Origin of the sequence: Ancylobacter oerskovii (genome assembly GCF_018390555.1) — a bacterium.
GTDB lineage: Bacteria > Pseudomonadota > Alphaproteobacteria > Rhizobiales > Xanthobacteraceae > Ancylobacter > Ancylobacter oerskovii.
In genome coordinates, this window is sequence record NZ_JAHBGB010000006.1 from 385,439 (window position 1) to 409,776 (window position 24,338).

The following is a 24,338-nucleotide window of genomic DNA, read 5'->3' on the forward strand; positions in this document are numbered from 1 at the left end:
TCTCATCCGAACAGCTCGGCCCGCCGGCGCAGCAGCAGCCACAGGAAGAACGGCGCGCCGATGGCGGCGGTGACGATGCCGAGCGGCAGTTCCGCCGGCGCGGCGATGGTACGGGCCACGAGATCGGCGCCGAGCAGCAGCGCGCCGCCGGCCAGCGCCGAGGCCGGCAGCAGCAGGCGATGGCCCGGTCCGATGAGTAGCCGCAGGAGATGCGGCACCACCAGCCCGACGAAGCCGATCACACCTGCCGCCGCCACCGCGGCCCCCGCACCGGCGGCGACGCCGGCGATGGCGAGGCGCTTCGAGCGCTCGACGTCGACGCCGACATGGAAGGCGGCCGCCTCGCCCAGCGCCAGCGCATCGAGCGCCCGTGCCAGCGGCGGCGCCAGCGCCAGCAGCACCAGCACGAAGGGCGTCGCCGCCGCCAGCTTGGCCCAGGTGGCGCCGCCGAGGCTGCCCATGGTCCAGAAGGTCAGGTCGCGCAATTGCTGGTCGGAGGCGATGAACACCAATATGCCCGTCCCCGCCCCCGCCATCGCCCCGAAGGCGATGCCGGCGAAGAGCAGCGTCGCCACCGAGGTGCGTCCCTCGCGCGTCGCCACCACATGCAGCACCATGGTGACCAGCAGCGCGCCGGCGAAGGCGGCGGCCGGCAGGCCGAATTCGCCGAGGAACGCCGGCAGACCGGCAGCCGGCAACGCCGCCGTCAACGAGGCGCCGAGCACGATCCACAACACCGCGGCCAGCGCCGCCCCGCTCGATACGCCGATCAGGCCGGGATCGGCGAGCGGGTTGCGGAAAATGCCCTGCATCACCGCCCCGGCGGTCGCCGTCGCGGCGCCGACCATCAGCCCCATCAGCGTGCGCGGCAGCCTGATGTCCAGCACCACCACGCTCTCGCGCAGCCCGATTTCCGGGGCAACGACGCTGCCGCCCATCGCGCGCCAGAGAATGGCGAGCACATGCTCCACCGGGATCGTCACCGGCCCGATGGCCAGCGAGGCGAGCGCCGCCGCCGCCGCCAGCGCCGCACAGGCGGCGAGGCCCAGCCGCGCCCGCCGCTCCCGCGCCGTCCGCTCCGGCACCGTTCCCACCGCGACCGCCTCGAGCATCACTGTGCGCTCCCCGGCGTGCGGGTCCAGGCCCGCTCGGGCAGTTTCGGCAGGTCGAGCTCGGGATAGATCGCCGCGGCGAGATCGCGGGCCGCCTGCGGGGTGCGGGGTCCAAAGGCAAGCAGATAGGCCCCGTCCACCGGGATGAGCCGCTTGTCGCGCGCCGCCGGCGGCGTCGCGAAGGCGGGCAGCTGGAGAAGAGCGTCCGCCGCGCCGCCGCCCTGCCCCATCTTCACGACCGCATAGGGCTCGACCGCCAGCACCGCTTCCCCGGAGGCCGGCTTGTAGCCGGTGATGGCGCCCATCGCATTGGTCACGCCGGCAAGCTTGAAGGCCGCGTCGGCACCGGTGCCCGCGCCGCCCACCATCGGCGAGCCCCCGCCCATCGACATCACGAACACCGCGCCGCGGGGCTCCTTGATGCGGGTCCGCATCGCCTCGAGCGCCGCGAAGTCCTCGGCCACCGCCCTGGCCAGCGCCTCGCCCTTCTCGTCCACCCCCATGGCGTGGGCGACGAAGCGGATCTTGGCGGCGACGCCGGCGGCATCGTGCCCCTCCGGCACCAGCAGGAACGGCACCGAGGCCTGCTGCAGCACATTGATGGTGGCGGGCGGGCCGGACCCCTCCATCGCCAGCACCAGGCTGGGGCCGAGCGCCAGCACGCCCTCGGCGGAGAGCGCGCGCATATAGCCGACATCCGGCTTGTCCTTCAGCGCCTGCGGCGGGAACACGCTCGTCGTGTCCACCGCGACTATGCGGTCCTGAAGCCCGAGCGCATAGAGAATCTCGGTGATCGACCCGCCAATCGCGACCACCCGGCTGGTGTCCTTCACCGCCACATGCCGGCCGGCGCCGTCGACGATTTCGGTCGGCACCGGCTCGGCGGCACGGGCGTAATCGTGTGGTAAAAGTGACACGGCCAGAAGAAACACAAGTTTTAAACTATTATAAATCGCATTGACCATGGCGGCACCTCTCAATCTTGCCGCTTATGTGAACCAATGATCGCGTTGATTCAATTCATTTTCGAAAGATTGATTAGGTCAAAATCGCAGCATTTGTGTATCTTATAATTATTATAAAATGTAACTAAACTTTGTTGACTCCGATATTTACATGAAAATATCACCCAATGTGACGCAGATGCGAGGCGGAGTCGAAATGCCGGTCCCGGCAGCTCCCCGGCCTCGCGGCTTACGCATTGAGGATGATCATGGCCGCGACCTTCCCGCGCGCCGGCGCCCGGCGCCGTCCGCTTTCCCGACGCTCCGCCCTCCTGGGCATCTCGCTGACCGCGCTGCTGGCCGCGACGCCGGCGCTGGCGCAACAGGCGGCCACCGCCGCTTCGGGAACCGCCGCGTCGGGTACGGGCGCGACGGCCGCCGCCACCGAGGCGGAGGCCCTGCCGACGGTGACGGTGCAGGGCGCCGATGGCCGGCTGGTCTCCGATCCCTACTCCACCCCCTCGGCGGTCAGCACGGTCAACATGCTGAACAACCTCAACCAGTCGTCCCGCCTCGACACCGTGCTGCGCACCGTGCCCGGCACCTTCACCGAGCAGAGCACCTCGAATCCCGGCGTCGCCATCAATATTCGCGGCTTCCAGGGCTTCGGCCGGGTCAACATGATGATCGACGGCGTGCGGCAGAACTTCCGCTTCGTCGGCCATGAGGCGTCGGGCTTCGCCTACGTCGACGAGCAGCTGCTGGCCGGCGTCGACATCGCCCGCGGCGCGGTCTCCACCGCCGGCGGCGCCGGCGCGCTGGCCGGCGCGGCGGACATGCGCACCCTCGGCGTCGACGACATCATCAAGCCCGGCAACCAGTGGGGCGCGATCGGCAACCTCACCTGGGGCAGCAACGGCCAGGGCTGGCAGGAAATGTTCGCCGGCGCCGCCAAGCTGAACGACCGCGTCTCGGTGGCGGTCGCCATCGCCAATTCCAGCCCGACCAACTACGAGAACGGCGCCGGCCAGATGGTGCCCTATACGTGGCAGAACCTTTCTTCGGGCCTGTTGAAGAGCGACATCAAGCTCACCGACGACTCGACGCTGAAGCTCGGCGCGGTGTTCTACAACAACTTCTTCTACGCCAATTCGGCCGACCAGCAGATCACCAACAACACCTACACGGCGAAGTATCACTACGACCCGGACAGCGAGCTGATCGATTTCCGGTTCAACGCCTATTACAACGACCTGACGATGACCTACCTCAACACGCCGCGCACGACCTCGAATTCGCGCGGCCGCGTCATCGAGGACCAGGGCTGGGGCTTCGACACCTCCAACACCTCGAACTTCATGTGGGGCGAGGTCGCGGTCTCGACCATCAACGGGTTCGAGTATTTCTACGACGACGTCAGCGCCTCCAACAGCGTCAACCCCGCCAATTATGGCGGCGTCAATCCGGCGGGCACGAGCAGCGTCGGCGGCGTCTTCTCCGAGACCACCTTCAGCTACAACATCGTCGATTTCATCCTCGGCCTGCGCTACGATTTCTACACGCTGGACGGCTCGGGCTATGAGAACCTGCCCGGCGGCGCGGTGCCGATCGGCCCGTGGGAGGTGAACGAGAGCGACGGTCGCTTCGACCCGAAGTTCACCCTGGCCATCAACCCCTATGATTGGCTCCAGCCCTATGTGACCTATGCCGAGACCATGCGCGCGCCGACGGTGAGCGAGACCATGGTCGGCGGCGAGCATCCGGGCGGCGCCAACCAGTCCTATTCCGCCAACCCCTATCTGCAGCCGGAAATCTCGAAGGGCTGGGAGTTCGGCGTCAACATTCGCAAGGACGGCCTGTTCACCGCCAACGACCAGTTCCGCCTGAAGGCCGACTACTTCTCGAACGACATCTCCAACTACATCGTCACCTGCCTGGGTGGCCGCTCCACCCAGACCTTCTTCTGCAATGTCGACGGCACCTCGCAGGTCAGCGGCGTCGAGCTGGAAGCGACCTACGACGCCCGCACCTTCTTCGCCTCGGCGAGCTTCACCCACAACGACAACGACCTGCCGCCGCAGACCCAGGGCTTCGGCACCAACCAGTATTTGCCGGACAACATCTTCTCGATGACCGCCGGCCTGCGCTTCCTCGACGAGAAGCTGACCATCGGCGGGCGCTACTCCTTCTACTCGCAGTCGACGCTGATCGGCTTCAACCCGACGTTCACCGGCGCCGCGATCAGTTCCACGCCCTCGCCGAGCTACAACCTGTTCGACCTGTTCGGCAGCTACCAGATCAACGACAGGCTGACCTTCCGCGTCGACGCCACCAACCTGTTCGACGAGGACTACACCCCCGCGCTCTCGGTCAACCCGACCGGCTTCACCGGCAACACCGGCGAGGGTCGCACCGTGCTGATGAGCCTGCGCGCGCATTTCTGAGCCGCGCGCCGGTTTCCTTCTCTCGATGCCGGACGCTATCGTCCGGCATCACCCATCCGACGAATGAGGGACATTCCATGTTTATCGCCATGAACCGCTTCAAGGTGCAGCTCGGCTCGGAGGCCGAATTCGAGCGCGTCTGGCGCGAGCGCGACAGCCACCTCTCCACCGTGCCGGGCTTCAAGAAGTTCGACCTGCTGCGCGGCCCGCAGCGCGACGACCACACGCTCTACGCCTCGCATACCATCTGGGGCAGCCGCGCCGATTTCGAGGCCTGGACCAAGTCTGAGGCCTTCCGCGCCGCCCACAGGAATGCCGGTGGCAACAAGCCGCTCTATCTCGGCCATCCCGAGGTGGAGCTGTTCGAGGCGGTCGATCTCGGCCGCTCCGAAAAGGCCGCCTGACGGCGCTTCATCCGACCGTCCGACACCTCACGCCGGGCCCGCCCTGCGCCCTGCGCGCGGCGGCCCGGCATCTTCGTGAGTTGACGCCGGACCGCGCCTCGATTAACGGCTCGCGCTTGCTTTGAAACCGAGCCCGACATCATGGCCGATCTCGCGTCGATCGACGCCCCGCACAGCCCCGCCGGCGAGGCGCCGCGCATCTCCTTCGTCTCGCTGGGCTGCCCCAAGGCGCTCGTCGATTCCGAGCGCATCGTCACGCGCCTGCGCGCCGAGGGCTACGAGCTCTCGCGCAAGCATGAGGGTGCCGACCTCGTCATCGTCAACACCTGCGGCTTTCTCGACAGCGCCAAGGCCGAGAGCCTCGCCGCCATCGGCGACGCGCTGAAGGAGAATGGCAAGGTCATCGTCACCGGCTGCATGGGCGCCGAGCCCGAGCAGATCCGCGGCGTGCATCCCGGCGTGCTCGCCGTCACCGGCCCGCAGCAATATGAGAGCGTTGTCGAGGCGGTGCATGCCGCGGTGCCCCCTCGCCACGATCCCTTCATCGACCTCGTGCCGCCGCAGGGGGTGAAGCTCACCCCGCGCCACTACGCTTATCTCAAGATTTCAGAGGGTTGCAACAATCGCTGCACCTTCTGCATCATCCCCAAGCTGCGCGGCGACCTGGTCAGCCGGCCGGCCGGCGAGGTGCTGCGCGAGGCCGAAAAGCTGGTCGCCGCCGGGGTGAAGGAGCTGCTGGTCATCTCGCAGGACACCTCGGCCTATGGCGTCGACCTGAAATATGCCGAGAGCCAGTGGAAGGACCGGCAGGTTCGCGCCCGCTTCCTCGACCTGTCGCGCGAGCTGGGCTCGCTCGGCGCCTGGGTGCGCATGCACTATGTCTATCCCTATCCGCATGTCGACGAGGTGATCGGGCTGATGGCGGAAGGCGTGATCCTTCCCTATCTCGACATCCCCTTCCAGCACGCCTCGCCGACGGTGCTGAAGCGCATGAAGCGCCCGGCGGCGCAGGAAAAGACGCTGGCGCGCGTGCAGGCCTGGCGCGCCGCCTGCCCGGACCTCACTTTGCGCTCCACCTTCATCGTCGGCTTCCCCGGCGAGACCGAGGCGGAGTTCGAGGAGCTGATCGCCTTCCTGGAAGAGGCGGAGCTCGACCGCGTCGGCTGCTTCAAATACGAGCCGGTGGCGGGCGCCCCGGCCAACGATCTCGGCGAAGCGATCCCCGACGAGGTGAAGCAGGAGCGCTGGAACCGCTTCATGGAGGTGCAGCAGCGCGTCTCCGCCCGCCGGCTGAAGAAGAAGGTCGGCACCCGCCAGCAGGTGATCATCGATTCCGTCGGCCCCACGGTAGCGGTCGGCCGCTCCAAGGCGGATGCGCCGGAGATCGACGGCGTGGTGCATGTCGCCTCGCGCCGGCCGCTGCGCGTCGGCGAGATCGCCACGGTGAAGATCGAGCGTGCCGACGCCTACGACCTGCACGGCACCGCGGTGGGGTTCTGAGGGCGGGCGGCAGTTTCCCCGCCGCTGCGCCCGGAGCGCAGCATCTGTCTCTGCGTCCATCTCGAGCGGCCTCATCCTGAGGTGCGAGCACAGCGAGCCTCGAAGGATGCCCGCTCAAGCGCGCCCGCATAAGCATTCTTCGAGGCCCGGCTGACGCCGGGCACCTTAAGGATGAGGGTGCTCTTGCGAGACGGCGACGCTACCTTACTGCCCCGGGACGAGCCCCTGTCTCCCATCCACCTCGAGCGGCCTCATCCTGAGGTGCGAGCGCAGCGAGCCTCGAAGGATGCTCGCTCAAGCGCACCCGGCCGATCCCGGAGGACGAGCAGGAAACAAGGGAATGACCGCCAAGGGGAATGGCGGGCAAGACTGCGCCACCGCGCGGTGTCGACCCCGCCCCCTATTCCAGGATCCGCCGCAGATCCTCGGAGGGGATGATGCTCTCGTCCACCGTCGGCCAGGCGAGCCCGACCGTGTAGGCCAGCGTCACCGAGAAGGCGATCGAGAAGGTCGCCAGCGCCAGCCGCAGCTGCGGCCGCCGGCCGACATGCAGCGCCGCCAGCCCGACCTGCGACAGCACGCCGAGCAGCAGCACCACCAGCCAGCGATGCGGCGCCAGGTCGGCATGCAGGATGAAGTAGCGGTCGGTCCGCAGCCGCCGCAGCTCGGTCTGGCCGGCGAGCAGCGCGCTGCGCACATGGCTCGCCACCGTATTGTCCGCCTCGGCGACCGCCACGGTAGAGACCAGCGTGTCGAAGGCCTGTGATACTTCCGGCTGCGGATAGACCCAGCCCTCGTCCCATTCATAGTGCGAGAGGGCCCGCGCATAGGCGCTGACCGCCTCGTCGATATTGGCGCAGGTCGGGCCGCAGACCCGTGCGGTATCCAGCATGGCGTCGAGCTTCTGCACCTCCTGCAGCACCGTCTGGGCGTAGCGGGTCTCGCGGTTCCAGATGTCGCTCACCATGAAGGCGAGGAACAGCGCGAAAGGCAGCGTCAGCGCCGGCAGGTAGGAGGTCTGCAGGTCGCGCGGATCGAAGATCGCGATCACCCGCGGATGCATCGCCCCCCAGTAGCACAGCAGGCCGGTGGCGAGCGGAATGGCGCCGATCGCCGCGACGAACCACGCGAAATAATCGTCGATGAACAGGTCCAGCAGCGGCATCATCGGCCGTCTCGTCTATCCGCCACGCCCGCCTATGCCTTCAGGAGGTCGCGCAGCGCGCCCTCGACGATCCGCGTCGCCTTGTCGAGGTCGGAGATGCGGACATGCTCGTCGGCGGCATGGGCGTTGGCTTCGAGGATGGAGCGCGGCCCGGCGCCGTAGAGCACGGTCGGCACCCCGGCGGCGGTGTAGTGGCGCGCATCGGTATAGAGCGGGACGGCAGTCGCCGGCGCCACCTCGCCCAGCACCGCGCTCGCGTGCTTCTGGATGGTGTCGACCAGCCGCTCGGTGCCCGGCAAGGTGCGCAGCGGCTCGGCGAGAATGATGCGCCGGCACTCGATGTCGATGCCGTCCCAGCCGGCCACCGCCTGTTCCACCAGCGCGGTGAGCCCGGCCTCGACCTCCTCGCCGTTCTCCTCCGGCGTGAGCCGCCGGTCGACGCGCAGGGTGATGCGGTCCGGCACCACATTGGTGTTGATGCCGCCGGAGATCAGGCCGACGGTGATCTTCGGCGAGCCGATGCCCGGCGTGGCGCTCACGATGCCGTAGAGGCGGCGGCGCTCGCCATAGATGGCGGTGAGGATGGCGGTGGCGGCCTCCAGCGCGTCGGCGCCGGTCTCCGGCATGGCGGCATGCGCCTGCTTGCCCCGCACCACGATCTCGAGATGCAGCGCGCCGTTATGCGCCACCACCACCGCATAGGAGAAGCCGGCGGAGATCGCGTAGTCGGGCTGCGAGATCCCCTGCCCCAGCAGCCATTTCGGCCCGACGAAGCCGCCAGCCTCCTCGTCATAGGTCAGATGCAGCTCGACCGTGCCGTCGAGTCCCTCGGGACGCTGCTTCAGGGCGAGCAGCGCGAAGGCGTAAGTGGCGAAGTCCGATTTCGACACCGCCGCGCCGCGCCCGTAGATCGCGCCGCTTTTCTCCTCCCCGCCATAGGGATCGAAGGTCCAGCCCTCGCCGGGCGGCACCACGTCGCCATGGGCGTTGAGCGCGATGACCGGCCCCTTCGCCTCGCCGAAGCGCTCGCGCACCACGAGATTGACCACCGACTTCATGCCGTAGCTCTTCACGAAGGGCTCCGGCACCGGGTGGCGCTCGACGATGAAGCCGAGTTCCTCCAGCAACTGCCCGGTCACCTCGGCATGCACCGCGCAGTCGCCGGGCGGGTTGTCGCTCGGCACGCGGACCAGCGCCTTGAGGAACGCCACCTCGCGGGCGAGGCGCCCCTCGGTGTCGGCGGCAGGGTTGTCCTGGCTCACTGGTCGGCTCCATTGGGACTGCTGGCCAATTGGGGCAGTGCGAAGCGTTCGATGAAACGCACCAGCGCCGCCACCGCAAGCCCGATATCCTCGGGCGCCGCATATTCCGCGGGATTGTGGCTGATGCCGCCGCGACAGCGCACGAACAGCATGCCGATCGGACAAAGCTGCGACATCGCCTGCCCGTCATGGCCGGCGCCGGACGGCAGGGTGGGCGCGCGGTGGCCGAGATCGGCAGCCGCGTTGCGCAGCCTCAGCTGCAGGTCGCGGTAGCAGGGCACGGTGCCGACCTCGTGGAAGGCTGAGATCACCACGCCCAGCCCGCGCGCATCGGCGATGCGGTGCGCCTCGCGCTCGAACTCGGTCAGCGCCTCGCGCCGCGAGAGGTCGGAGCCGGACCGCAGGTCGAGGGTGAAGACCACCCGCGACGGGATGACGTTGACCGAGCCGGGCTCGACATGCAGCCGTCCCACCGTGGCGACCATGCCGTGGCGGTCGGCGCGGGCGATCTTCTCGGCGACCAGCGCCATCTCGGCGGCACCGGCGAAGGCATCGCGGCGCATGCGCATCGGCACGGTGCCGGCATGCCCGGCTTCGCCGGTGACGGTGATCGACAGCCGCGAGGCGCCGGCGATCCCCGAGACGATGCCGAGCGGCTGGCCCTCGGCTTCCAGCACCGGCCCCTGCTCGATATGCGCCTCGATATAGGCGATGGTCTTTTCGGGATCGTAGGCGGCGGCCGGTATGTGGGCCGGGTCCTTGCCATAGGCGCGGATCGCCGCCTCGAGCGAGATGCCGTCGGCGTCGCGGGCCCCGAGCCAGGACGGCAGGAAATGCCCGGCGACGGCGGCCGAGGACGACAGCGTGGTCGGGAAGCGCGTGCCCTCCTCGTCGCCGAAGGCCAGCACGTCGATGCCGTAGGGACGGATCACCCCCGCCTTGATCACCGCTTCGAGCGCCAATATGCCGGCCACCACGCCCATGGTGCCGTCATATTTGCCGGCCTGGGCGACGGTATCGATATGCGAGCCGATCAACAGCCGCGGCGCGTCCGCGCCGGCCGGATGCCAATGGCCGCGCACGGTGCCCAGCGCATCCTCGGAGACGTCGAGCCCGGCCTCGCGCATGAAGCCGGCCACCAGATCGGCCGCGCGGCGATGTTCCGGGGTGAGGAAGAACCGGGTGAGGCCGGCCTCGCCCTGCGAGACGGCGCCGAGCGCCTCCAGCATCGCCGTCGCCCGCGCGCCCGTCGCGGCGATGTCCACCGGTATCGTCATGCCTGCGTCGCCGCTCCCGTTTCCGCCCGGGCCCCAGGTCGGGTCCGGCACGGCATCCCCCGGCGCCTTCGCATATGGAGGTGGCTTTGGCAATCGCCGCGCCGCCGGGGTCGCGGCGCCCCCTCCCCGGTGTCGTATCCGGGCCTGCCGCTGTCGCGCGGCTCCCGCCCGCCGGCGAAAATCCCCGGGGGCGAGCCCGGGGATCACGCGGCGCCGGGCTTCAGGCCGCGGGCGTCACTGGCCGGGCACCTTGTCGTCGATGCCCTTCACGTACCAGTTGAGCGACAGGATGTCCTTGTCCGACATCACCTCGCCCTCCTTCACCATCAGCGTGCCGTCCTGCTTGTAGACCGGGCCCTTGAAGGGGTGCAGCGCGCCGGACTTGATCGCCGCCTCGGTCTCCTCGGCCATCCTCTTCACGTCGTCGGGCATGTTGGTGTAGTCAGCCATGTGCACGACGCCTTCCTTCAGCCCGTCCCAGGTATCGGTCGAGCTCCACTTGCCGTCGAGTTGCTCCTGCACCCGCTGGACATAATAGGGCGCCCAGTCGTCGACGATGGCGGTCAGCTGCGCCTTGGGGCCGAACTGGATCATGTCCGAGGACTGGCCGAACGCCTTGACGCCGCGCTGCTCGGCGGCCTGCATCGCGGCCGGGCTGTCGGTGTGCTGGGCGATGATGTCGGCGCCCTGGTCGATCAGCGCCTTGGCGGCGTCGGCTTCCTTGGCCGGGTCGAACCAGGAATTCACCCACACGATCTTCACCTTCATGTCCGGCTTCACCGATTGGGCGCCGAGCATGAAGGAATCGATGCCGGAGATCACTTCCGGGATCGGGAAGGACGCGATGTAGCCGACGGTGCCGGCCTTCGACATCTTGGCGGCGATCTGGCCGAGGATGTAGCGGCCCTCGTGGAACTTGGCGTTGTAGGTCGCGACGTTGGCGGCCCGCTTGTAGCCGGTGGCGTGCTCGAAATGCACGTTGGGGAAGCGCTTGGCGACCTTCAGCGTCGGCTCCATGAAGCCGAAGGAGGTGGTGAAGATCAGCTTGTTGCCGGCGCGGGCCAGCTGCTCGATGACGCGCTCGGCGTCCGGGCCTTCCTGCACGTTCTCGACGAAGGTGGTCTCGACCTTGTCGCCGAACGCCTTCTCCACCGCCTTGCGGCCCTGGTCGTGCTGGTAGCTGTAGCCGAAATCGCCGACCGGGCCGACATAGACCCACGCCGCCTTCAGCTTCTCGGCGGCGGAAGCCGGCAGCGCGCCGGCGCCGGCCAGCGCCGCACCGGCGGCGAGGCCCAGCGCCAATGAGAGAATCTTCCGCATGAACGTCTCCGCTCTTCCTGTCCGTGGCGGCCGCTTGGATGTCCGCCCCGGCGTGGCCGTCGCCGCCGGGACATGAGGCCGCCTGCGCGGCCGGAGGGGATCGTCCCGGCGCTCAGCGGTCGGGCACGAAGGGCACGCCGAGCGAGGCCGGGGCGCCCTGCCCGCGCTTCAGCGCCGAGATCAGCACCAGCGCCACCACCGTCGCCAGATAGGGCAAGGCGGAAAGCAGCTGCGGGGGAATGCCGAAGCCGAAGCCCTGCACATGCAGCTGCAGGATCGAGACCGCGCCGAACAGATAGGCCCCGGCCAGCAGCCACAGCGGCTTCCAGGCGGAGAATACCACCAGCGCCAGGGCGATCCAGCCGCGCCCGGACGTCATGTCGCTGGCCCAGAACGGCGTGTAGGCGAGCGACAGATGCGCTCCCGCCAGCCCGGCGCAGGCGCCGCCGAACATCACCGCCAGCGTGCGGATCCGGCGCACCGGGTGGCCGAGGGCGTGGGCGGCGGCATGGCTCTCGCCCACCGCGCGGATGACGAGGCCGGCCCGGGTGCGGGCCAGCCCCCAGCTCACCAGCGCCAGCAGCGCCAGCGAGGCGTAGACGAAGGCGTTCTGCCCGAACAGCGCCTCGCCCAGCAGGGGCAGGTCGGTCAGGCCCGGCACCTGGAGCTCCGGCGCCGCGTCGAGCCGGGTGCCGACGAAGGGAGCGCCGATCAGCCCGGCCAGCCCGAGGCCGAGAATGGTGGTGGCGAGGCCGGAGGCCACCTGGTTCGCCGCCAGCCAGATCGCCAGCGTGGCGAACACCAGCGACAGCGCCGTGCCGGCCAGCACCGCCGCCAGCGTGCCGAGAAGGAGGCTGCCCGAGGAATAGCCGGTGGCGTAGCCGACCGCCGCGCCGACGATCATCATGCCCTCGACGCCGAGATTGAGCGTGCCCGCCCGCTCGGCCACCAGTTCGCCGAGCGAGGCGATGAGCAGCGTGGACGCCGCCGCCACCACGCTCGCCAGCACCGCGCCGACCATCGCCGCATCAAGCATGGCGCGTGCCCTCCACCCGGCGGATGCGGTAGCGCACCAGCACGTCCGCCGCCAATATGGCGAAGAGCAGCGTGCCCTGGAACACGCGGGTGACGTCGAAGGGCATGCGCAGCGAGATCTGCGCCGCCTCGCCGCCGATATAGGTGAGCGCCAGCACCAGGCTGGCGACGAGGATGCCCACCGGGTGCAGCCGCCCCAGCATGGCGGCGATGATGGCGGTGAAGCCGTAGCCCGGCGAGATGGAAGGCTGGAGATTGCCGATCGGCCCCGCCACCTCGATGATGCCGGCAAGCCCCGCCAGCGCCCCGGAAACGGCGAAGACGCCATAGGTGACGCGCTTCTCGTGGAAGCCGGCGAAGGCCGCCGCGCGCGGCGCCGAGCCGCCGAGCTCGATGGAGAAGCCCACCAGCGTGCGCCCCAGCACGAAGGTCGCGGCGGCCACGGCGATCAGGCCGATGACGATGCCGGCATGCAGGCGCCCCTCGCCCAGCAGCAGCGGCATGGTCGCCACCGCATCGAAGGACACGCTCTGCGGGAAGTTGAAGCCGGCCGGGTCGCGCCACGGGCCGCGCACCAGATAGTCGAGGCCGAGCTGGGCGACATAGACCAGCATCAGCGAGGTGAGGATCTCGCTGGCGCCGAAGCGCACCCGCAGCAGCGCGGGAATCAGCCCGTAGGCGGCGCCGCCCAGCGCGCCCAGCACCAGCATCGCCGGCAGCACCCACGGCCCGGCCTCGGTGCCGTGCGTCGCCAGCGCCAGCCAGGAACCGGCCAGCGCCCCGGCGACATATTGGCCTTCGGCGCCGATGTTCCAGCGGTTGGCGCGGTAGCAGAAGGCGAGGCCGATGCCGATCAGCAGCAGCGGGCCGGCCTTCACCACCAGCTCCTGCAGCGTGTAGGCATCGCTCAGCGGATCGACGAAATAGATGCGGAACGCCTCGACCGGGTCGCGGCCCATGACGGCGAACATCACCGTACCGACGACGAGCGTCACCGCCAGCGCCACGAAGGGCGCCGCCACCAGCCCGGCGAGCGGGACGTTCTCCTGCCGTTCGAGCTTAAGCGGCATCGGCATCCTCCGGGGCGGGCGCAAGCGCCCCGCCCATGGCGAGGCCGATCGCCTCGCGCGAGGTCTCCTCCACCGGCACCGGCCGGGTGAGCCGACCTTCGCTCATCACCGCGATGCGGTCGGTGAATTCCAGCAATTCGTCGAGGTCCTGGCTGATCACCAGCACCGCGCAGCCCTCGGCCGCCCGGCTGCGCAGCGTGGTGCGGATGAAGGCCGCGGCCGCCGCGTCGACGCCCCAGGTCGGCTGGTCGACGACGAGCAGCACCGGCTCGCGCAGCACCTCGCGGCCGATGACGAATTTCTGCAGATTGCCGCCCGAGAGCCGCCGTGCCTTGGGGTCGCGGCCGCCGAAGCGCACGTCGAAGCGCTTCACGATCTCGGCGAAGCGCGCATGCAGCGCCGACTGGCTGACGATGCCGTGGCGGACGATCCTGCCGTCGCCATGGGTGGTCAGCAGCACATTGTCGGAGAGCCGCATGTCCGGCGCCGCGGCGTGGCCGAGCCGCTCCTCCGGCACGAAGCCTGCCTTGAGCGCCCGGCGCTCGGTCGGCCCCAGCGCCCCGGCCGGCACGCGGTTGATGACGATCGCCTCCGGGTCGCCGCCGAGCCGCTCGCCGGACAGCGCCTCGAACAGCGCCGTCTGGCCGTTGCCGGCCACCCCGGCGATGCCGACGATCTCGCCGGCACGGATCTCGAGCTCGATGTCGTGAAGCGCCGAGCCGCGCGACCCGTCGCCCTTGAGGGTGAGGTTCCTCACCAGCAGCCGCGGCTCGCCGAGTTCGTGCGTCACCGTGCGGGGCGTGCGCGGCACCTCGGCGCCGACCATCAGCCGCGCGAGGCTCGCCGCGCTCTCCCGGCGCGGATCGACCTCGGCGATGAACTTGCCGCCGCGCAGCACGGTGGCGCGCTGGCACAGGCGGCGCACCTCGTCGAGCTTGTGCGAGATGAACAGCACCGCCCGCCCCTCGGCGGTGAGCAGATCCACCGTGCGGAACAGGTTCTCGGATTCATCGGGGGTGAGCACCGAGGTCGGCTCGTCGAGGATCAGCACCCGCGGGTCGCCGAGCAGGCAGCGGACGATCTCCACCCGCTGGCGCTCCCCCACCGACAGCTGGCCGACCCGCCGGTACGGCTCGACCGCCAGCCCGTAACGATGCACGCAGGCCTCGATGCGCGCCGCCAGCGCCGGCAGGCTCTCATGCGCGGGAAGCCCCAGCGCGACGTTCTCTACCACCGTCAGCGCATCGAACAGCGCGAAATGCTGGAACACCACGCCGACGCCCCGGGCGCGGGAGGCGGCGGGATCGGGGAAGGTGACGGGAGTGCCGTCGAAGCGCAGTTCGCCCGAATCGGCCTGGATGAGGCCGCACATCATCTTCACCAGCGTCGACTTGCCGGCGCCGTTCTCGCCGAGCAGCGCATGTGTCTCGCCGGCACGGATGGCGAGGCTGACGTGATCGTTCGCCAGCAGGGCGCCGAAGCGCTTGGTCAGCCCGATCGCCTCCAGCACGGCCGGCGGCGAATCCCCCGGGGACGATGAGGCAGCGGGCGCGGAGACGTCAGTCATGGCGAGCCCCGATGCGGCTGTCATGGCTTGCCGAGGCGGCCGCGGAAAGCTCCTGCGGAACCGGTCGGAACGGGCAGCGATGTCTCATCCGGTTTCCACGCCGATGCACTTTTAACAAGCATCGCATGCCGGTTAAGCAGAGCAAGCCCAAAGTCTGGCCGGCCGGTCCGGGATCCTGCCGTAATTCACGGCATTTTCGTATTTTCCGGCCTTCTCGCCGGCCACGCGCCGCCGCGGCCTTCCCCGGCTGCTGCGGCGCCCCTTATCCTAGGGAATCAGCACGCTCGAGCCGGTGGTCTTGCGGCCCTCCAACTCGCGATGCGCCTCGGCGACATCGGCGAGCTTGTAGCGCTGGTTCACCGGGATCTTCACCACGCCCTTCTGCACGACGTCGAAAAGGTCGGCGGCGTTCGCCTCCAGCGCCTCGCGGGTCGAGACATGGGTGAACAGCGTCGGGCGCGTCGCATAGAGCGAGCCCTTCTGCGAGAGCAGCAGCAGCGAGAAATTCTGGATGGCGCCGGAGGCGTTGCCGAAGCTCACCCACATGCCGCGCGGGCGCAGGCAGTCCAGCGAGGCGGGATAGGTCGCCTGGCCGACGCCGTCATAGACCACGTCGCACAGCGCGCCTTCGGTGATCTCCTTCACCCGCGCCGCGAAGTCCTCCTTCGAGTAGTCGATGGTGTAGGCGGCACCGGCTTCCCTGGCGATGGCGCATTTCTCCGGCGAACCGGCGGTGCCGATCACCGTGGCGCCGAGATGGTTCGCCCATTGGCAGAGGATCTGCCCGACGCCGCCCGCCGCTGCCTGCACCAGCACCACGTCGCCGGCCTTCACCGGGTAGGTCTGACGCAGCAGGTAGCGCGCGGTCATGCCCTTCAGCATCATCGCGGCGGCGACCTCGTCCTCCACGCCGTCGGGGATCTTCACCAGCGTCGCGGTCGGCATGATCCGCTCGGCGCAATAGGCGCCGAAGGCGGTGCCATAGGCCACCCGGTCGCCGCGCTTGAAGCCGGTCACGCCCTCGCCCACCGCCTCGATCACCCCTGCCGCCTCGTTGCCGGGGGTGAAGGGCGTGCCGCCCACCGCGGGATAGAGGCCGGAACGGAAATAGGTGTCGATGAAGTTCAGCCCGATGGCGGTATGGCGCAGCCGCACCTGGCCCGGCCCCGGCGCGCCGAGCTCGATCTCCTCCAGCTTCAGCACCTCGGGTCCGCCGACCTCGTGCACCCGCACCGCCAACACCATGGGTCTCACTCCGGCAAAAGGATCTGGAAGGATGGGATCAGGCGGCCCGGCGCCGCGACGGCACCAGCCCGAACAGCAGGAAATAGAGGCCGACGAGGCACAGGCCGACATCCACCCACACCGGGGGCGCCAGCTTTTCCACCACCGCCGTCACCGCCAGCAACGCCCACAGCGTCATCAGCGCGATGGTCAGGATCCGCCCGCGCACCACCCGGAACGGATGCACGAACTTGATCGGCAGGAAGGTGGCGGCCGAGAGGAAGGCGATGATCGCCGCCACCACATAGCCGTTCATCGGCAGCAGGAAGAAGTAGAACACCACCAGGTTCCACACCGCCGGGAAGCCCTGGAAATACTTGTCCTCGGTCTTCATGTTGGTGTCGGCGAAATACAGCGCGCTGGTGAGCAGGATCGCCGCGCTGGCGGGCACGGCGAGCCAAGTCGGCATCAACCCGCCGGTCGCCACCGCGAAGGCCGGCACCAGCACATAGGTGAGGTAGTCGACCACGAGGTCGAGCGTCTCGCCGGACCAGCGCGGCAGCACCTCCACCACGCGCACCTTGCGGGCGATCGAACCGTCGATGCCGTCGACGAACAGGGCGGCGCCCAGCCAGGCGAACATCAGCGCCCAGTTGCCCTCGACGGCGGCGATCAGCGCCAGCAGGCCGAGCACGGCGCCGGTGGCGGTGAAGATATGGACGGCGAAGGCCAGCGTCTGCTGGCGCGTCGGCCTTTCGGCAAAAGGTTTAGCGGACACCGCCACTGGTGGTTCTCCCATGGCCGCGACGCGGGGCCGGCCGGCATGTTCTTCATCGACGTCGCGCATATATCACGCCTGGAGCAATCCGCATGGACAGACCGCGTTGCCCTCGCTTATCCCACACTCCTGCCCGGCCTTGTAGCCCCGCACAACATTCATGGAGGCCCCAGATGGAGCCGCGACCGGCCGCCGCGCCGCAAAACCCAACGCCGAAGCCGTCCGAAGGTTCGCCGGTGGCCGTGGTCGGCGCCGGTGCCGCGGGCCTGATCGCCGCCCTCGCTCTGGCCGCGGAGGGGCTCGACGTCGCGCTGGTCGGCCCGCCGCGCGGCCGCGATGCCCGCACCACCGCGCTGATGGACGGCTCGGTACGCGCCCTCGATGCGCTCGGCGCCTGGGCCCGCCTGAACGGCCGGGTGTCGCCGCTGCGGGTGATGCGCCTCGTCGACGACACCGGCCGGCTGTGGCGCGCGCCGGAGGTGAGCTTCGCGGCGGCCGATCTCGGCCTGCCCGGCTTCGCCTGGAATGTCGAGAACGAGACGCTGCTGCAGGCGCTGGAGCAGGCCGTCGCCGCCGAACCGCGAATCACCCGCCATACGGCCAGCGTCACCGCGGTGTCGGATGGCCCGGAGGCCGCGACGCTCGTACTCGACGACGGCACCCGCCTCACCGCCGCGCTGGTGGCCGCCGCCGACGGGCGGCAATCGCCCTGCCGGGCCGCCGCCGGCATCGGCCTGCGTTCGCACGACTACCCGCAGGTGGCGATCACCGCCACGCTGTCGGCCGAGCGCCCGCATCGCGACATCTCCACCGAATTCCACACCCCGACCGGCCCGTTCACGGTGGTGCCGCTGCCGGGCGGGCGGGTCAGCCTCGTCTGCGTGGTGGCCCCGAAGGACGCCGAGGCGCTGATGGCGCTGGACGAGGCCGCCTTCTCCCGCGAGATGGAGCGCCGTGCCCACTCGCTGCTCGGCAAGATGCGGCTCGACGGCCCGCGCGGCGCCTTCCCGCTCGCCGCCCGCACCGCCGAGCGCTTCGCGAGCGGCCGCATCTTCCTGCTCGGAGAGGCCGCGCACATCATCCCGCCCATCGGCGCGCAGGGGCTCAATCTCGGCATACGCGACGCCGCCACCCTCGCCGAGCTCGCCGGCACAGCCCGCCGCACCGGGCAGGACATCGCCGGCGCCGAGGTCGCCGCCGCCTATGAACGCCGCCGCCGGGCGGATGTCGGCAGCCGCAGCCTGGCGGTGGACCTGTTCAACCGCTCGCTGCTCACCGATTTCCTGCCGGTACAGGGCGTACGCGGCCTCGGCCTCTGGGCGCTCGGGCGCTCGGCCACGCTGCGCCGCCTCGTCATGCGCGAGGGCGTCGGCCCGACCCGCGACGTGCCACCGCTGATGCGCACGCGGGGAGACGAGCTCGCGCACGACACGAAGAACGCCTCATAACCATTTATAGAAGCACAAATAAACCACCCCGACCCTGAGGTGCCTGGCCGCAGGCTTGGCCTCGAAGGATGCTCATCCGGGTGCGGGTGCGCTCGAGGGTCCTCCTTCGAGGCTCGCTGCGCTCACCTCTCGGGATGAGGTCGCTCTGGGGCGGGAACCAAGGCAAGCCCACACCGGCCTGCCCTTCCTTGTTCCCTGTCGCTCGACCTGTGGCCCGCCCGTTCCGGGCTGGAGGCGGCTTCCTGCCCATCAAAATCCGTGCGGCAGCATGTCGTGCTGCACCGCATAGAGCAGCGCGGTGACGGTGGCCACCGACACCACGGTGCCGATCAGCACGCCGCCGGAGGCGCCCTCGACATAGGTCTCGTACTGCTTGGCCATGATGAAGGCGTTGAGCGCCGGCGGCAGGCCGGCCATCAGCACCGCGGTCGCCACCCACACCGGCGCGAAGCCGCCGACCAGCATCAGCACCGTGAACACCAGCAGCGGATGGACGAGCAGCTTGATGGCGATGAGGAACGGCACCTCGCCCTGCACCTTGCCCATCGGCCGCAGCGCCACCGAAACGCCGAGGGTGAACAGCGCGCAGGGCGCCGCGGCGTTCTTCAGGAACTCCAGCATCCGGTCGATCGCCGCCGGCGGATGGAACTCGACGGCGGCGGCGAGCACGCCGAGAAAGGTGGCGACGTTGAAGGGATGCGTCACCACCCGCCGCACCACATACCAGAGCGTGGCGCCGATGGAGCGCTTCTCCCGCCCGCCCAGCGCCATCAGCAGCGGCACGACGGTGAAGAAGAACAGGCTGTCGAACACGAAGATCAGCGCGGTCGGCACCGAGGCGGCCGCCCCCAGGGCGCCCAGCGTCAGGCCCGGGCCCATATAGCCGACATTGGAATAGGAGCCGACCACCGCCGAGATCGTCGCCTCCGGCAGGTTGCCGCGCCGCAGCCACAGCCCGATGGCCAGCGACAGCGCGAAGCAGGTCGCCGAGGACAGCGTGGTCACCAGGATGAAGCGGCCATTGGCCAGTTCGTGGAACGGCGTGCGCGCCACCAGCGAGAAGAACAGCGCCGGCAGCGCCACATAGATGATGAAGAAGCTGAGCCAGGCGAGGCCGCTTTCGGGAATGCGCGCGATCTTGCCGCAGCCGAGGCCGAGGAAGATCACGCCGAAGAAGGGAAGCGCAAGCGCGAGGACGTCGGCCATGCCCGTTGGCTATCGGCTTGCGGCAGGCCGGTCAATCGCGCCGCCGGGGCGGCACGCCGGTTGCTTCCTGATCTGCGGCGGAACTTCTACCAAGGTAGCATCCTGCTCCCGAACCCGCCTACGGCTAAAGTTGACATCATCGCACCCGGCGCTTAGGGCTCACCGGCGCGGAAAGGCGAACGACATGGATATGAAGGAACGCATCGCCAAATACCGCATCGGCCAGGTGGTGCGCCACCGCCACTTCCCGTTTCGCGGCGTGGTGTTCGATGTGGACCCGGAGTTCGCCAACACCGACGAGTGGTGGGAATCCATTCCCGAGCATATGCGGCCGTCCAAGGACCAGCCCTTCTACCACCTGCTGGCCGAGAACGCCGACACCGAATATGTCGCCTATGTCTCCGAGCAGAACCTCGAGCCGGACACGTCCGGCGAGCCGGTGCGCCATCCCCAGGTCGAGGAGATGCTCGCGGCCGACGGCGACGGCGGCTGGCGGGTGAAGAGCGACCGGCTGCAATAGCGACCCGGGGCGCCGCGACGGAGCCGCCAAGACCGTCACCGATCATGAAAAAGCCCGGCGCTCGCGAGAGGCCGGGCTTTTCGTTCGCATCGCGCTCCCGCGGGCGGGAGAGCCGGCCTCACTGGGCCGGCTGGGCGCCCTTCAGCTTCTCGGCACCGAGCTTCTCCAGCCCCTGCTTGGTGGCCTGCTCGCGCGCGTCGGCCTGGGCCTTGAGCTGCTCCTGGCGGGCCTTCACCTGGTCCTGGATCTTCTTGACCTGCTCCTCGAACACCTTCGGGTCGGTGTCGGAGCCGTCATAGACCTTGGCGAAGTCGCCGAGGCCGATCGGGTAGTTGACGAGACGGCCGACCGCATTGGCGGCCTGGATGGTCAGGCCGGGCGCCTTCTTCATGCGGGCGATGAAGTCGTCGTCGACCTGCAGGTCGCCGCGGCAGGTGCGCTCGTCGCACATGATGTAGGTGCCGAGGATCGGCTGCTCGTTGGCGAGCGCCACCCGGAAGCCCTGGCGCAGCAGCACGCCGGTCGGGAAGGAGACGGTGAAGAACTTCTTCGGGTCGTCCTTCACCTCGAAGATGCCGAAGCGGACCAGGAACTGCCCGGTGTCGGTGATGATGCTCTGCTCGTAATTGCAGACCTTCTTGTTGATCTGCTGGTTGTCCTCGCAGCGCTTCACCCACGGGATCGGAATCGCCGGGATCTGCGGGGCAGCCTGCTGCTGCTGCGCGGGCGCCTGGGCCTGCGCCGGGGCAGGCTTGGCCGCCGGCTTCTGCGCCTGGGCGAGGGCCGGGCCGGAACCGGCGAGCGCCAGCAGCAGGGCGGCGCCGGCGACCTTGCGCGCGAGGCGCGACTGCGGCGCGGGAAACGAGCGTCTGATCATATCAAGTTCCTGTCGTGCGAACCGCGGCGAAGCTACGGCAGCTGGGCTACGGCGACGGACGCCTTGGCGCCTCTGGGAAGACGAGGCTGTCTCCCGTTCAAATGCGGCAAGACAGTGGCTCATGGCGCGGCCGGCGTCCATTCTGTTATCAGTGGCGCGACCGATCCAGACCGAATCCGTCGCAAGGAAACAGCAAGCGTGACCGATATCACCCGTCGCGCCGTCCTGCGCAACGGCCTCATCGCCGCAAACGGCGCAATTTGGACAGCGGCCTGCCTGCCGGCCATTGTGACCCGCGGGCATGCCGAAACCGTGGCAGCCATCGGTCCAAATGCGGAAACCGCCCCGCGTCACGGCCTCGCCATGCATGGCGCGCCGCTCTATCCGGCTGATTTTTCTCACTATGCCAGCGTCAATCCGGCCGCGCCGCGCGGCGGGCGGCTGGTGCAGGGCGCGGTCGGCGCCTTCGACAGCCTCAATCCCTTCATCGTGCGCGGCTCGCCGGCGCCCTTCGTGCGCTGGAACATCGTCGAGAGCCTGATGGCGCGCTCGCCGGACGAGGCCTTCACCGTCTACGCCCTGCTGGCGCGCTCGATCGAGACCGACGACGCCCGCTCCTATGTCGCCTTCGAGCTCGACGAGCGCGCCCGATTCGCCGACGGCACCCCGCTCACCGTCGCCGATGTGATCTTCTCCTTCGAGCTGCTGAAGGCTCGCGGCCGGCCGAACATGCGCAGCTACTACGCCAAGGTCGCCCGCGCACAGGCTATGGGCGAGCGTCTGGTGCGCTTCGACTTCGCCGGCGCCGACCGCGAATTGCCGCTGATCCTCGGCCTGATGCCGATCCTCGCCCGCCACGCCACCGACACCGCCACCTTCGAGCAGACCAGCTTCAGGGCGCCGCTGGGCACCGGCCCCTACGAGGTCGCCACCGTGCGGCCCGGCGAAAGCGTCATCCTGCGCCGGCGCGCCGACTATTGGGGCGACGCCCTGCCGGTCAATCGCGGCCTCTATAATTTCGCCGAGCTGCGCTACGATTATTACCGCGAGGTCAACGGCCTGTTCGAGGCCTTCAAGCGCGGCCTCACCGACATCCGCTTCGAGACCGATCCCGGCCGCTGGAGCTCGGGCTACGACATACCGGCGGTGCGCGACGGGCGCATCCTGCGCGAGGACATCGCCACCCGCGTGCCCAAGCCCTATTCGGCGCTGATCTTCAACATGCGCCGCAAGCCCTTCGACGATGTGCGCGTCCGGGCCGGCATGATGGATCTGTTCGACGCCGAATGGGCGAACGCCAATCTCTATTTCGGCCTGTACCAGCGGAACGGCAGCTTCTTCGACGGCTCCGAGCTGTCGTCGCGCGGCCGTCCGGCCGAGCCGGCCGAGCGCGCCCTGCTGGCGCCCTTCCCCGACGCCGTGCTGCCGCAGGTGATGGACGGCACATGGCAGCCGCCCGCCTCGGACGGCTCCGGCCGCGACCGCGCCCGGCTGAAGGCGGCGCTGGAGCATTTCGAGGCCGGCGGCTACGTGCTCAAGGGCGGCCGGCTGGTCGCCGCCGCCGATGGCCGCCCGCTGGCGCCGGAAGTGCTGGTCGGCACCTACGACCAGGAACGCCTGGCGCTGTCCTGGCAGCGCATGCTCAAGCGTGCCGGCATCGAGCTGTCGATCCGCCTGGTCGACGGCGCGCAGTTCGAGGCGCGCAAGACGAATTACGACTACGACATCGTCCCCTATATCTGGGACCAGTCGCTGTCGCCGGGCAACGAGCAGGCCTTCTATTTCGGTTCGGACGCCGCCGAGACGCCCGGCACCCGCAACTTCATGGGGCTCAGGAGCCCGGCGGCGGACGCGATGATCGAGGCCCTGCTCGCCGCCCGCTCGCGCGAGGCGTTCGTCACCGCCGTGCGGGCGCTGGACCGGGTGCTGATTTCGGCGCGCTTCTCGCTGCCCCTGTTCTATACGCCGGGCGAATGGCTGGCCCGCTGGCGCGACGTGGAGCGGCCGGCGACGCTCTCGCTGCGCGGCACGCTGGCCGAAACCTGGTGGCAGGGCGAGCGCAAGCGCTGACGGGCCGCGTGTGCCGCGCGCGACGGGGCGCGGAGGCCACACACGGGGATTTCCTTAACCTAGGGACGCCCGGACACTGGACATAGCCGGCGGAAACGGCTCCTTAGGGGCCGGGCGGCGCGAAGATTGGCTGTCTTTCGGAGTTCAACCAGATGCGTTACGCCGCGTTTATTGCCGCCGGCCTTGCCGCAGCGGCACTTACTGCAGGCCCGGCAACGGCCCAGCAGTCCATCACCGTTCATCCCCAGGGGCAGCCGCGCAGCATGGGCGAGGAAATCGTCATCCCGCCGCTGAATAACCCGAACTATCTCGATCCCGGCCCGATGCCTGACCGTCCGGGCTCGGACAAGTCGATGGACTACATGAACCAGGCCGGCGGCAACGAGCTGGGCGGCGTGGGCGTGGGCATCGGCGCGGATGTGGACGCCGACGACCTGCCCGATGGCGACGGCGCCTACGATTCCGATCCATAGGCCCGGCCCGCAGCACCGCCCACAGGCACAGCCTGAGGCCCCCGCCCCGGACACCTCCTCGTCACGAGGCGAGCGCAGCGCGCCTCGAAGGCGGTCCCTTCGCTACCTTCCCGCAAGCTCACCCTCATCCTGAGGCGCGAGCGGAGCGAGCCTCGAAGGATGCTCGTCCGGGGCAGGCCCCCGGCGGCCGCCTATCCGCCGCGAACCGATGGCCGACGCGCCGCCTCGCGCACCGACATCCAGTCGCCGCGTGCCAGTGCCTCCTTCTTCGCACGGCTCCAGCCCTTCAGCTGTCGCTCGGCGGCGACGGCATCCTCGATCCGCGGGAAATGTTCCGACCAGATGAGCGTCACCGGCCGCCGTTGAAACGTGTAGCCGGGAAACGCTCTGCTCTGATGTTCGGCCAGGCGCGCTTCCAGCGCCCCGCGTGTCGAACCGATGTAATAGGAGCCGTCGGCGCAGCGCAGCATGTAGACGAAGGCGCTCATTCCCGCTCCAGGGCGACCATCCTTCGAGGCTCGCTGAGCTCGCACCTCAGGATGAGGGTGTTCTCAATGGATGAGAGCGGAAGACAGCGCCTCGAACAAGCCCGTTACACCCCCTTCGCCCCCCGACACGCCGCCCCAGCCTCGCACCTCATCT

General features: G+C 69.3%; 21 protein-coding genes. 7 read left to right on the forward strand and 14 right to left on the reverse strand.

Annotation, left to right across the window (positions count from 1 at the left end):
- Positions 1-2: 2 nt before the first annotated feature.
- Together KHC19_RS06945 and KHC19_RS06950 are read right to left on the reverse strand one after the other, a co-directional pair.
- A complete protein-coding gene (locus KHC19_RS06945; RefSeq protein ID WP_213351614.1) occupies positions 3-1,112 on the reverse strand; it encodes a FecCD family ABC transporter permease in 1,110 nt (369 codons plus the stop codon).
- Positions 1,112-2,077: a heme/hemin ABC transporter substrate-binding protein gene (locus tag KHC19_RS06950; RefSeq protein WP_213351615.1), complete on the reverse strand. Its 966-nt coding sequence runs from the start codon at positions 2,075-2,077 to the stop codon at positions 1,112-1,114. The genes KHC19_RS06945 and KHC19_RS06950 overlap by 1 nt, the downstream gene beginning before the upstream one ends.
- A 248-nt stretch (positions 2,078-2,325) precedes the next feature.
- On the opposite strand from KHC19_RS06950, the gene KHC19_RS06955 reads away from it, so the two are divergent.
- The 3 genes from KHC19_RS06955 to rimO all read left to right on the forward strand — a co-directional run bounded on the left by KHC19_RS06955 (position 2,326) and on the right by rimO (position 6,404).
- Entirely contained in the window at positions 2,326-4,500 is a 2,175-nt protein-coding gene (locus KHC19_RS06955) for a TonB-dependent receptor domain-containing protein (RefSeq protein WP_213351616.1), read from the forward strand.
- Positions 4,501-4,577: 77 nt separating this feature from the next.
- Positions 4,578-4,904: a heme-degrading protein HmuQ gene (gene hmuQ, locus KHC19_RS06960; RefSeq protein ID WP_213351617.1), complete on the forward strand. Its 327-nt coding sequence runs from the start codon at positions 4,578-4,580 to the stop codon at positions 4,902-4,904.
- A 141-nt stretch (positions 4,905-5,045) separates the two neighbouring features.
- The gene (gene rimO / locus KHC19_RS06965; protein ID WP_213351618.1) at positions 5,046-6,404 is read left to right on the forward strand and encodes a 30S ribosomal protein S12 methylthiotransferase RimO; all 1,359 of its coding nucleotides are present in this window, start codon (positions 5,046-5,048) and stop codon (positions 6,402-6,404) included.
- 400 nt (positions 6,405-6,804) lie between these two features.
- Here the strand turns inward: rimO and KHC19_RS06970 are convergent, their stop codons facing one another.
- The 9 genes from KHC19_RS06970 to KHC19_RS07010 all read right to left on the reverse strand — a co-directional run bounded on the left by KHC19_RS06970 (position 6,805) and on the right by KHC19_RS07010 (position 17,108).
- Complete coding sequence (locus KHC19_RS06970; protein WP_246548328.1) at positions 6,805-7,572, reverse strand: bestrophin-like domain; 768 nt, start codon at positions 7,570-7,572, stop codon at positions 6,805-6,807.
- 29 nt (positions 7,573-7,601) lie between these two features.
- A complete protein-coding gene (locus KHC19_RS06975) occupies positions 7,602-8,831 on the reverse strand; it encodes an ArgE/DapE family deacylase (RefSeq protein WP_213351619.1) in 1,230 nt (409 codons plus the stop codon).
- Positions 8,828-10,108 (reverse strand): allantoate amidohydrolase, encoded by a 1,281-nt coding sequence (locus KHC19_RS06980; RefSeq protein ID WP_213351620.1) that lies wholly within the window; start codon positions 10,106-10,108, stop codon positions 8,828-8,830. The genes KHC19_RS06975 and KHC19_RS06980 overlap by 4 nt, the downstream gene beginning before the upstream one ends.
- Before the next feature lie 234 nt (positions 10,109-10,342).
- Positions 10,343-11,428 carry a BMP family ABC transporter substrate-binding protein gene (locus KHC19_RS06985; protein ID WP_213351621.1) on the reverse strand — a complete coding sequence of 362 codons (1,086 nt, stop codon included), beginning with the start codon at positions 11,426-11,428 and terminating at the stop codon, positions 10,343-10,345.
- 112 nt (positions 11,429-11,540) lie between these two features.
- Entirely contained in the window at positions 11,541-12,464 is a 924-nt protein-coding gene (locus KHC19_RS06990; protein WP_213351622.1) for an ABC transporter permease, read from the reverse strand.
- Entirely contained in the window at positions 12,457-13,533 is a 1,077-nt protein-coding gene (locus tag KHC19_RS06995; protein WP_213351623.1) for an ABC transporter permease, read from the reverse strand. The genes KHC19_RS06990 and KHC19_RS06995 overlap by 8 nt, the downstream gene beginning before the upstream one ends.
- Positions 13,523-15,100, reverse strand: coding sequence for an ABC transporter ATP-binding protein (locus KHC19_RS07000; protein ID WP_213351624.1), 1,578 nt, complete (start codon positions 15,098-15,100; stop codon positions 13,523-13,525). Before KHC19_RS07000 ends, KHC19_RS06995 begins: the two co-directional genes overlap by 11 nt.
- Before the next feature lie 267 nt (positions 15,101-15,367).
- Complete coding sequence (locus KHC19_RS07005; RefSeq protein ID WP_213351625.1) at positions 15,368-16,345, reverse strand: quinone oxidoreductase family protein; 978 nt, start codon at positions 16,343-16,345, stop codon at positions 15,368-15,370.
- A 37-nt stretch (positions 16,346-16,382) separates the two neighbouring features.
- Positions 16,383-17,108: a CDP-alcohol phosphatidyltransferase family protein gene (locus KHC19_RS07010; RefSeq protein ID WP_213351626.1), complete on the reverse strand. Its 726-nt coding sequence runs from the start codon at positions 17,106-17,108 to the stop codon at positions 16,383-16,385.
- 167 nt (positions 17,109-17,275) lie between these two features.
- Here KHC19_RS07010 and KHC19_RS07015 point away from each other — a divergent pair, with 167 nt between their 5' ends.
- A complete protein-coding gene (locus KHC19_RS07015; RefSeq protein ID WP_213351627.1) occupies positions 17,276-18,550 on the forward strand; it encodes a UbiH/UbiF family hydroxylase in 1,275 nt (424 codons plus the stop codon).
- Between the two features lie 249 nt (positions 18,551-18,799).
- Here KHC19_RS07015 and KHC19_RS07020 read toward each other — a convergent pair whose 3' ends face one another.
- Positions 18,800-19,756, reverse strand: a complete 957-nt coding sequence (locus KHC19_RS07020; protein ID WP_213351628.1) for an AEC family transporter — start codon at positions 19,754-19,756, stop codon at positions 18,800-18,802.
- A gap of 190 nt (positions 19,757-19,946) precedes the next feature.
- On the opposite strand from KHC19_RS07020, the gene hspQ reads away from it, so the two are divergent.
- Entirely contained in the window at positions 19,947-20,276 is a 330-nt protein-coding gene (hspQ, locus tag KHC19_RS07025; protein WP_213351762.1) for a heat shock protein HspQ, read from the forward strand.
- Positions 20,277-20,394: 118 nt separating this feature from the next.
- Here the strand turns inward: hspQ and KHC19_RS07030 are convergent, their stop codons facing one another.
- Positions 20,395-21,153 (reverse strand): invasion associated locus B family protein, encoded by a 759-nt coding sequence (locus tag KHC19_RS07030; RefSeq protein ID WP_213351629.1) that lies wholly within the window; start codon positions 21,151-21,153, stop codon positions 20,395-20,397.
- A 363-nt stretch (positions 21,154-21,516) separates the two neighbouring features.
- Here KHC19_RS07030 and KHC19_RS07035 point away from each other — a divergent pair, with 363 nt between their 5' ends.
- Positions 21,517-23,223 (forward strand): extracellular solute-binding protein, encoded by a 1,707-nt coding sequence (locus KHC19_RS07035; protein ID WP_213351763.1) that lies wholly within the window; start codon positions 21,517-21,519, stop codon positions 23,221-23,223.
- A gap of 152 nt (positions 23,224-23,375) precedes the next feature.
- Positions 23,376-23,696, forward strand: a complete 321-nt coding sequence (locus KHC19_RS07040; RefSeq protein ID WP_213351630.1) for a hypothetical protein — start codon at positions 23,376-23,378, stop codon at positions 23,694-23,696.
- Positions 23,697-23,887: 191 nt separating this feature from the next.
- On the opposite strand, the gene KHC19_RS07045 is transcribed toward KHC19_RS07040, so the two are convergent.
- Positions 23,888-24,184 (reverse strand): GIY-YIG nuclease family protein, encoded by a 297-nt coding sequence (locus KHC19_RS07045; RefSeq protein ID WP_213351631.1) that lies wholly within the window; start codon positions 24,182-24,184, stop codon positions 23,888-23,890.
- Positions 24,185-24,338 lie beyond the last annotated feature (154 nt).

Coding starts and splice junctions, on each gene's coding strand:
- KHC19_RS06945 (WP_213351614.1), bottom strand. CDS start 1,112: ATGCTCGAGGCGGTCGCGGTGGGAACGGTGCCGGAGCGGACGGCGCGG.
- KHC19_RS06950 (WP_213351615.1), bottom strand. CDS start 2,077: ATGGTCAATGCGATTTATAATAGTTTAAAACTTGTGTTTCTTCTGGCC.
- KHC19_RS06955 (WP_213351616.1), top strand. CDS start 2,326: ATGGCCGCGACCTTCCCGCGCGCCGGCGCCCGGCGCCGTCCGCTTTCC.
- hmuQ (WP_213351617.1), top strand. CDS start 4,578: ATGTTTATCGCCATGAACCGCTTCAAGGTGCAGCTCGGCTCGGAGGCC.
- rimO (WP_213351618.1), top strand. CDS start 5,046: ATGGCCGATCTCGCGTCGATCGACGCCCCGCACAGCCCCGCCGGCGAG.
- KHC19_RS06970 (WP_246548328.1), bottom strand. CDS start 7,572: ATGATGCCGCTGCTGGACCTGTTCATCGACGATTATTTCGCGTGGTTC.
- KHC19_RS06980 (WP_213351620.1), bottom strand. CDS start 10,108: ATGACGATACCGGTGGACATCGCCGCGACGGGCGCGCGGGCGACGGCG.
- KHC19_RS06985 (WP_213351621.1), bottom strand. CDS start 11,428: ATGCGGAAGATTCTCTCATTGGCGCTGGGCCTCGCCGCCGGTGCGGCG.
- KHC19_RS06990 (WP_213351622.1), bottom strand. CDS start 12,464: ATGCTTGATGCGGCGATGGTCGGCGCGGTGCTGGCGAGCGTGGTGGCG.
- KHC19_RS06995 (WP_213351623.1), bottom strand. CDS start 13,533: ATGCCGCTTAAGCTCGAACGGCAGGAGAACGTCCCGCTCGCCGGGCTG.
- KHC19_RS07000 (WP_213351624.1), bottom strand. CDS start 15,100: ATGACTGACGTCTCCGCGCCCGCTGCCTCATCGTCCCCGGGGGATTCG.
- KHC19_RS07005 (WP_213351625.1), bottom strand. CDS start 16,345: ATGGTGTTGGCGGTGCGGGTGCACGAGGTCGGCGGACCCGAGGTGCTG.
- KHC19_RS07015 (WP_213351627.1), top strand. CDS start 17,276: ATGGAGCCGCGACCGGCCGCCGCGCCGCAAAACCCAACGCCGAAGCCG.
- KHC19_RS07020 (WP_213351628.1), bottom strand. CDS start 19,756: ATGGCCGACGTCCTCGCGCTTGCGCTTCCCTTCTTCGGCGTGATCTTC.
- hspQ (WP_213351762.1), top strand. CDS start 19,947: ATGAAGGAACGCATCGCCAAATACCGCATCGGCCAGGTGGTGCGCCAC.
- KHC19_RS07030 (WP_213351629.1), bottom strand. CDS start 21,153: ATGATCAGACGCTCGTTTCCCGCGCCGCAGTCGCGCCTCGCGCGCAAG.
- KHC19_RS07035 (WP_213351763.1), top strand. CDS start 21,517: ATGCATGGCGCGCCGCTCTATCCGGCTGATTTTTCTCACTATGCCAGC.
- KHC19_RS07040 (WP_213351630.1), top strand. CDS start 23,376: ATGCGTTACGCCGCGTTTATTGCCGCCGGCCTTGCCGCAGCGGCACTT.
- KHC19_RS07045 (WP_213351631.1), bottom strand. CDS start 24,184: ATGAGCGCCTTCGTCTACATGCTGCGCTGCGCCGACGGCTCCTATTAC.